Source organism: Spirosoma sp. 48-14, from assembly GCF_001898575.1.
Classification (GTDB): domain Bacteria; phylum Bacteroidota; class Bacteroidia; order Cytophagales; family Spirosomataceae; genus Spirosoma.
Map to the genome: position 1 here is coordinate 193,612 of NZ_MKUD01000088.1, position 7,563 is coordinate 201,174.

Consider the following 7,563-nt stretch of genomic DNA (forward strand, 5'->3'; position numbering starts at 1 on the left):
GACTCAGGAACCCGACAAAACCGCCTACAGCACCACCATCAATGCGCGGCCACTTAGTGCCGGAGTATATGTTCTGTCGGTCGATGTGGCTGGGAAAATCTTCAGCAAACGAATTATTGTGGTCAAGTAGGTCTGTTCATCTTTTTTGATAAAGTTACCCATGAACCGAAAAAGACTTTTCAAGCTATGTATACTCCTGGCAGGATATACCTGCCTTATAAGCGGATTAACGGGTTGTTATAAAGAAATAGCCCTACCCGTTGCGGCTGATTTCACGTATCAGGTATCTAATAATTTCGTCATTCCGGCTACGGTAACCCTTACGAATGCCACGCAGGGTGGTGAGCTGTTTACCTGGACGTTTGACGGGGGCGAACCCGCCACTTCAACCCAGAAAACCCCTGGTGAGGTGATTTATCGAAAACCAGGTACGTATACCATCCGTCTGGAAGCCAGTAATCTGGATGGGGTAAAACAGGTAGTCGAGAAGAAAATTACCATCGATAGCAAACTATCGGCCAGCTTTAGTTATTCTATTGTTGGCGATTCATTTGCTCCGGCAACGGTCCATTTTGCGAATCAATCGGTTGGTTACGATCGGCTGGAGTGGACGTTCGAAGGGGGCAGCCCGGCCACCTCCGATCAGCCTGATCCGGTGGTCAGGTTCGAGGTAGGGGGCTCGCAAAAGGTCAGTATAAAACTCATCAATGCCCATTCCACTATCCTCAAAGATTCGGTAATTACGCTGGAACCCGAATTGACAGCTGATTTTGATCTGGTCGTTCCGGCTCAGTATGAAGAATTGGAAGCGCCCGTTACGTTGAATCTTACCAATAAATCGGCAGGTAGCGTTAGTAGCTCCTGGACGATGGAAGGAGCGGATGTTCTGCAAAGTCAGCAACCGGAGCCTACCGTTCGTTTTTCAAAAGCGGGTATTTATACGATTACGCTGGAAACCAGCAACGGCAAAAAAACGAAGAGAGTCAGCAAGTCCATCACCATAAAACCCAGCAAAGGGTACGCCTACATCCAGAATGTTGAACTGGGTATTTATTCCGCCCGCAACAGCAGGGCAATTTATTATTCCACACAGCTTCGAAAAGCCTTCACCGAGGCCGAGTCGATACAGTCCCCTGATGCTGGAACGATTGATTTGCTGTTCTTCGGACTGGATGAATCCTTTGCGTATAATCGGTTTCTGTCGCCCAGTGAAGCGGCTTCGATCGGATTGGCACCTGTTCCTGGTGTGGGAAAAACCCGTATACTCAACCCGGCTCAGGTAACCGACCAGCTTGATTTCGATAAACTGGATGCGGACCAGTTAAAGGCTTTGTCGATTGGTTCACCTACGTCGGATCAGGATGATTATTTCGACGAAAGCAGTCCGAAGCTTGTGGTTTTTGAAAATGCGCTAAAGCAGAAAGGGGTCATTTTCATCAGGCAATACCTGAAAGATGGCGTTAACTCCCGCATTCGTTGCGATATCAAAGTGCTGAAATAATCAGCCTGCTAACCGTGCTCCGCTCTCCCGATCAATAAACAAGGTTGCGTTGCCATGTTGCCGTAAGATGGTCGAAGGGTATTGCTCCGAAATTTCATCGGTAAGTGTATGGTGAATCGCTTCGGCCTTATGGGCTGCGGGAACCATGCAAAAAATGGCAGGTGCCTTTATGAGCGCCGGAATGGTGAGTGTAAGTGCATACTCGGGTACATCCGACAAAGTCGCAAAACAACCGTCGTGGACCTGCTGCCAGCGACTGGTTAAGTCCAGACCTACTTTTTTTACCAGCACCGGGTCGTCGAAATGGGCCACATGCGGGTCGTTGAACGCGATATGGCAGTTTTCGCCAATGCCCATACACACAATATCGGTGGGGTACTCTTGGAGGAGTTCAGCATACCGATTACACTCCGCATCAGGATCGGTGTTGCCGTTTAGATAATAAACGGCTTTCAATGGGACTTTGCTAAAAAGCCGATCGCTCAGGAAGTTACCAAACCGTTGGGGGGCATCCTCGGCCAGATTTACGTACTCGTCCATGTGGAAGGCATTGATACGTTCCCAGTCAATGCCGGGCTGAGAAGCCAGACCAGCCAGAAATTCATTTTGCGAAGGTGCCGCAGCAAAGATAATATTGACCGTTTGCTGTTTTTGGAGTAAACCGCGAATCGCTTCCGCGGCCTCATGGGCTGCCGCCTGGCCCAGAATCTGGCGGGTGTCGAAGAGTTTGACCGCAAGCGTATCAACGGTGAATTCTAAAGCAGGGGTGGTATTCATCGTGTCAGGTAATGAGGTTGTGTCGGTTTAGGATGAGTGGATAATCTTACCCTGGATCATGGTCATCCCAACGATAATGTTCTGGTCAAAAAATACAAGGTCGGCATCCTTCCCTTTGGCGAGTGAGCCTTTCTGATGATCGACACCCATAATGCGGGCGGGGGTGGTGCTGGCCATCCGAACGGCTTCCAGCAAGGGAGCATCGGCTAGCTGAACCATATTTCGAACCAGGCGATTCATCGTGGCTACGCTACCGGCAAAGGCTGTCCGATCGGGAAGTTTGGCAACACCATCTTCGACGATTACGTCCAGTCCGTTTTTCAAGGAGCCTAATATACTTTTGCCTTCGGGCATACCGGCGGCTCGCATGGCATCGGTAATTAGGGCCGTCCGATCGGCCCCTTTGATTTTATACACCAGTTTAAGCAGCGGGGGCGGCAGATGGATACCGTCGCCGATGATTTCTACATCCAGGTCAAGCAGAAAAGCGCTTTCAATAACCCCAGCATACCGGAAGGCATTCCGACGGGTAACGCCCGACATGGCCGAATACAAATGCGTTACCAGCGAGTAACCGTTTTCGTAGGCAGTAAGCACATCCTCATAGAGCGCATCGGTGTGAGCAATGGCCGCCAGAATACCTTTCTGACGCAGCCGCTGCCCAAACGCAATGGCCCCTTCCAGCTCTGGAGCTGCACTCCAGCGTACAATGGATGAGGAGCGATTCAGAATGTCTTCGTATTCGGCCGGATCAGGGTTTCGGATATACCGAGGGTCCTGGGCACCCCGCTGACTAAGGGCGAAGTAAGGCCCCTCCAGATGCATCCCCAGAAAAGCCGCCCCTTTCGTATTGTGTCGATGAGCTGTTTCGTAAACGGCCAGCGTTTGCAGCAGGTCTTCCTTTTCGGCCGTTAACGTAGTTGGAACGAGTGCCGTTGTTCCGTATTGGGCATGCAGCTCGGCTATTTTTAGAAAGGCCTCTTCGGTTCCATCCATGAAATCGAAACCTCCTCCGCCATGCACATGAATGTCGATAAAGCCAGGCGCTACAAACTGACCTTTCGCATCGATCTCGACTGCGTCAGGTACATCAATCGGCCTTTCGTGGACACCGATAATCTGCCCATTCTCAATCACCAATGTGCCGTTCGGTATCGTACGAAAGGGCGTTAGCAGGGTGCCGTTGACTATTTTTTGTTTCATCAGAATCTCCACCGTTTTACGGTATGGCCATACACCGCGTAGTAAACCAGATAAAGGTAGCACGGAAGCAAAACCCAATACGCCCTATGTGTATCGTAGATGTCGGCGATATAGCCATAGAGTGGTGGCATGATGGCATTGCCACATAATCCCATAATCAGAATAGAAGCCCCGAGTTTTGTAAAACGGCCTAAGTTGTTTAGAGCCAATGGCCAAAGCCCAGCCCAAACCAGAGAATTCGCTAATCCCAGTAAGACCACGAACCAGATGGAAATGTCGGCTGTATGTCCCAGAAAGGTTATTGACCCATGACTGAAAATGATCAACAGCGTGAATAAGACGCCCAGCAGGGTGCAGATGCGTAGAGCGTTTACCTGACTGATAAACCGAGGAATCGTGATGATGCCAATGATATAGCCGCAGATGGTACAGAACAGGGTATAAGAGGGAAATGTCTTGGCTTTCAGTAGGTCGATGCCCATTGAATTGGCATAGCCAATAATTGTATCAATGGCGATAACCTGCGTGCCCACATGCAGAAAAATGGCGAATGCGCCCAGAATCAGGTGCGGAAACTGGAGGATACTGGTCTTGCCCGCATTGGCACTTGCCACATCGGGCGTTTCGTGTTCCGTGTCGATTTCGGGTAGGGGGGAACGGTACACCAGATAACCCAGCACAAACAGAAACGTACCCAGTACGGCATAAGGTGGAATAACCCGCCGAACCAGTTCGTCAAGGGCTGCTCCCCGCTGGGCGGCACTCATTCCACTTAACTGGGCAAACAGATCGGTATCGGTAGGGCGCAGAATGACCGCAGCAAAAATTAATGGGGACAGAATCCCGGCGGCTTTATTACAGATGCCCATCATACTGATGCGTTGGGCGGCCCGCTCTTTAGGGCCCAGAATGGTGATGTAGGGATTGGTAGCCGTTTGCAGGATAGCAAGCCCAATACCGATTGTAAACAAACCCATCAGGAACAGACCGTACGTTCGGGTCATGGCGGCTGGCAGGAAGATGAAAGCACCCAGCGCCATGGCCCAAAACCCAATCATCATGCCTTTCTTGAAACCGACAGCTTTTAATAAATACGAGGCCGGAACTGACATGATGAAGTAGGCAATATAAAACGCAAACGCTACCAGGTAAGCCTGAAAACTGGTTAGCTCACAGGCAATTTTAAAATACGGAATCAGGATTGAGTTGACCCACGAAATGAAGCCGAAGATGAAAAACATTAGCCCAACCAGAAAAATCGATAAGGTGGTTTCTCGCTTGGTCAAACTATTGATGTCGACAGGTAGGGCTTTTGCTTCCATTCTGTTGGTATGGCACGTTTACCGATAGAAATTGAATGAGGGGAAAACTGATTAGTAAACCCAATTCCCTGTATTTTCTAACGATCGGTTGGTATCGTACCGTTGAAGTTGGATAAGGTAACGCGTTTTTAGAGTTTTCAGACAGGGGACGGGATAGCATCGAAGGACGTAATTTATTTCTTCGCCTTTGCCATAACGTAGTCGAGTGTAACGGCGGCTCCCCCGCGACGCTTACTTTCGTCAGCAGCTTCCATGAAGGCGAAAATCTCAATAGTTTCTTCGGGAGTAACGGGTACTTTGCCCGTTTCGAAATAATTGATAATGTCCAGTAAAAGAGGCTCATACCCGCCATAGGGGCCTAAAACAACATTGCCCGTCTGAGTGAAAACCGTACCACCGTAGTCGTGCTTGCCGGTGCGGGTTCCACGGACTGTACCAACGCGCCCATCGGCCCAGGTCCCCACAATAATGTCGGTGCCATCGGTATGTACACGGGTCACCTGTTTGCAACCCGTACCCATAACGGTGTACAGGGTCTCGACCCCGTGAATTCCATACCAGTAGAAATCAGGATGTGTTTTTTCAAGTACGGCAGGGCTAAACGTGTCGGCCCCCACAACCTTACTTTTGTCGACTTTTTCAATCCCTTTAATATGTCGGAGCGATGAGGCCGAAAAAAGGGGTAGGTTATAGCGTTTGGAAGCGTCAAAAATGGCGATTGCATCGGCTAGAGAAGCCGCCACGGGTTTGTCGACAAATACCCGCTTCCCCGCCTTCAATACCTGTAGGACTTGTTCAAGATGAAGACGCCCATCGTTGGTTTCCAGCAGTACCGCATCGACTTTTTGCAGTAAGTCGCTGATAGAACTGACAATTTCGACGTTCATTTTTTTTACGTCCTCGGTATAGGATGGAATGCGTGAGGTGCTGCTTTCGATATCTTTGCTTCCGTATGGATAGGCGGCCACCACTTTGTATCCCAGGAAATCCGCGTTTGCGTCAGGCGCATTGAGCGCTTTCACAAAAGCAGTGCTGTGCGAGGTGTCCAGTCCAATGATTCCGACCCGTTTGCTGTTAGGGAACAGGCGGTTGGCCTGAAGTAGAGCAGGCGTCAGTAACAACGCAGCACAACGCTGAGAGGCTTGTTTTAAGAATGTTCGTCGGTCAGATACAAATGGGGTCATGGATACAGGTTTTGGGGTCGGTGAGTGCTGGGTTTAGTAGCGGTATATCCGTATTTTTACTTAGTTATTCGCTATATTTGGCTATTAATCCAGGTTAACCACTCAATTGCTGATGATGTTATGTTCCGCTTTTCCTCTAAAAGACTTAATGCTGGCTTTTTTTTACTAGCCTTACTATTCATTATCGGGTGCGGGCATTATGTTCGTCCCACTATTGCACAGGCGACTGCAGGTAGCTACCAACTGGATCAGTATTGGACTACTGCCATTTCCGACGATAATCCTAAAGGTACGATTCTGGTCAATGAAATTAACCCTGACTTGATCAGTATTAGTGTGACGGGTACATCAGGTAAAACTAAATTTGTGTATAACTACCCTACTGTTGACGTCGTTTTGACGGGACAAAATGCCTTCGACCAGGATATGTTTAGTCTTATCTATAAGGGAAAATACTTAGGTCAGGCTGGTAGTGATGGTATCAGTCGATTTATCGAAATTTACCCCACTCCTCGTATTACAATACGGGCTATTGAATATTAAGCACTCCCCCATAAAATTTAAGTCAAGGGGCCTTTTAATAGAGATAGTGATTCTTTTTCTGCATTCGTTTTTACCATTTACAAAATGCTGACGACGATCACCTGTATAAGACTTTGCAGGGACATTATTTTTTTTTGGTACTATCCAAAAGACTCTATTTTAAAGACCTCACAATAGTCTATTGACGATTAAAATATGTTTCCATCGAGTGCTCCGGTAATCGGATCAATAATTTGCTGTCACAAAGTTTACTTTGGAATAAATCCTCGAACGCCGTTGTCAAGAAGGATTACCGCACTTCGGTTATCGAATGGTCTGCCAGTGATAAACCAAGCTATCAGCAGGGCAAATTAATTGTCCACTGTGAACAGAAAGATTATACAGCCCATCCACTCCTCAACTGGGCTGCTCAATATAATGATGGGCACACAAACGGCCCTGTTCGGGTGGAACCCTATACAGGTTACCCTTTTAAGTATGCAAGACCCAAAAACACGATCAATCAAATAATACTGCATGAAACGGCTGCTTTCAGTCCATTACGGTATACAGGAACAGACGGTTATTGTGCCCATTTTGGAATTGTGAAATATGGTACTGTACTACAGTACTTTGATGTGGCCGAATATCAGCTTTCGTTAAATACCTGACCGACACGCAAACGGTTAATAATCAAACGAAACCAAAGTACTGGAAAACGTTTAAGACTATGACATTATTAGATGTCAATGACATTGTTTGACCTGGTGTTTGCCTGGAACATGTATGGTCAACAGGGTAGTGGCGCAATAGGGATCGGCCATCAACCTCATAAAAGCCACCAATCACTGAATTATGTAAACCCGTATCGGATGCATCAACGTAAGCGCAAGCCTAGGCTTCGCTGGTATCTGTACAAGAAAGTGAGGTACGGAAATGTACAATAGAAGGCCGCTTTTCGGATCAAGGTCAAAAGTTGGGGAGCAACTTGGATTAAGCATATAACTGAGAAAGCCGATACAGGAAGAACTCCACATTGCGAACCCCTCTGAAC

The 7,563-nt window shown here is 48.1% G+C and carries 7 protein-coding genes; 3 read left to right on the top strand and 4 right to left on the bottom strand.

Annotated features, from left to right (window positions below):
* Window positions 1–160: 160 nt before the first annotated feature.
* Window positions 161–1,501, top strand: coding sequence for a PKD domain-containing protein (locus tag BGO59_RS36240; protein ID WP_293692589.1), 1,341 nt, complete (start codon window positions 161–163; stop codon window positions 1,499–1,501).
* On the opposite strand, the gene BGO59_RS36245 is transcribed toward BGO59_RS36240, so the two are convergent.
* The 4 genes from BGO59_RS36245 to BGO59_RS36260 all read right to left on the bottom strand — a co-directional run bounded on the left by BGO59_RS36245 (window position 1,502) and on the right by BGO59_RS36260 (window position 5,987).
* Entirely contained in the window at window positions 1,502–2,278 is a 777-nt protein-coding gene (locus BGO59_RS36245; protein WP_293692591.1) for a glucosamine-6-phosphate deaminase, read from the bottom strand. It lies immediately after the preceding gene.
* A 27-nt stretch (window positions 2,279–2,305) separates the two neighbouring features.
* Complete coding sequence (gene nagA, locus BGO59_RS36250; protein WP_293692593.1) at window positions 2,306–3,481, bottom strand: N-acetylglucosamine-6-phosphate deacetylase; 1,176 nt, start codon at window positions 3,479–3,481, stop codon at window positions 2,306–2,308.
* A complete protein-coding gene (locus BGO59_RS36255) occupies window positions 3,481–4,803 on the bottom strand; it encodes a sugar MFS transporter (RefSeq protein WP_293692595.1) in 1,323 nt (440 codons plus the stop codon). The genes nagA and BGO59_RS36255 overlap by 1 nt, the downstream gene beginning before the upstream one ends.
* Before the next feature lie 173 nt (window positions 4,804–4,976).
* Entirely contained in the window at window positions 4,977–5,987 is a 1,011-nt protein-coding gene (locus BGO59_RS36260; RefSeq protein WP_293692596.1) for a Gfo/Idh/MocA family oxidoreductase, read from the bottom strand.
* Between the two features lie 120 nt (window positions 5,988–6,107).
* Here BGO59_RS36260 and BGO59_RS36265 point away from each other — a divergent pair, with 120 nt between their 5' ends.
* Both BGO59_RS36265 and BGO59_RS36270 read left to right on the top strand, forming a co-directional pair.
* Window positions 6,108–6,530 carry a hypothetical protein gene (locus BGO59_RS36265; RefSeq protein WP_293692597.1) on the top strand — a complete coding sequence of 141 codons (423 nt, stop codon included), beginning with the start codon at window positions 6,108–6,110 and terminating at the stop codon, window positions 6,528–6,530.
* Window positions 6,531–6,763: 233 nt separating this feature from the next.
* The gene (locus BGO59_RS36270; protein ID WP_293692599.1) at window positions 6,764–7,180 is read left to right on the top strand and encodes a hypothetical protein; all 417 of its coding nucleotides are present in this window, start codon (window positions 6,764–6,766) and stop codon (window positions 7,178–7,180) included.
* Window positions 7,181–7,563: the final 383 nt, after the last annotated feature.

Excerpts from the sequence above, each read along its gene's own strand:
- nagA (WP_293692593.1), bottom strand. The coding sequence starts at position 3,481 with ATGAAACAAAAAATAGTCAACGGCACCCTGCTAACGCCCTTTCGTACG.
- BGO59_RS36240 (WP_293692589.1), top strand. The coding sequence starts at position 161 with ATGAACCGAAAAAGACTTTTCAAGCTATGTATACTCCTGGCAGGATAT.
- BGO59_RS36260 (WP_293692596.1), bottom strand. The coding sequence starts at position 5,987 with ATGACCCCATTTGTATCTGACCGACGAACATTCTTAAAACAAGCCTCT.
- BGO59_RS36255 (WP_293692595.1), bottom strand. The coding sequence starts at position 4,803 with ATGGAAGCAAAAGCCCTACCTGTCGACATCAATAGTTTGACCAAGCGA.
- BGO59_RS36265 (WP_293692597.1), top strand. The coding sequence starts at position 6,108 with ATGTTCCGCTTTTCCTCTAAAAGACTTAATGCTGGCTTTTTTTTACTA.
- BGO59_RS36245 (WP_293692591.1), bottom strand. The coding sequence starts at position 2,278 with ATGAATACCACCCCTGCTTTAGAATTCACCGTTGATACGCTTGCGGTC.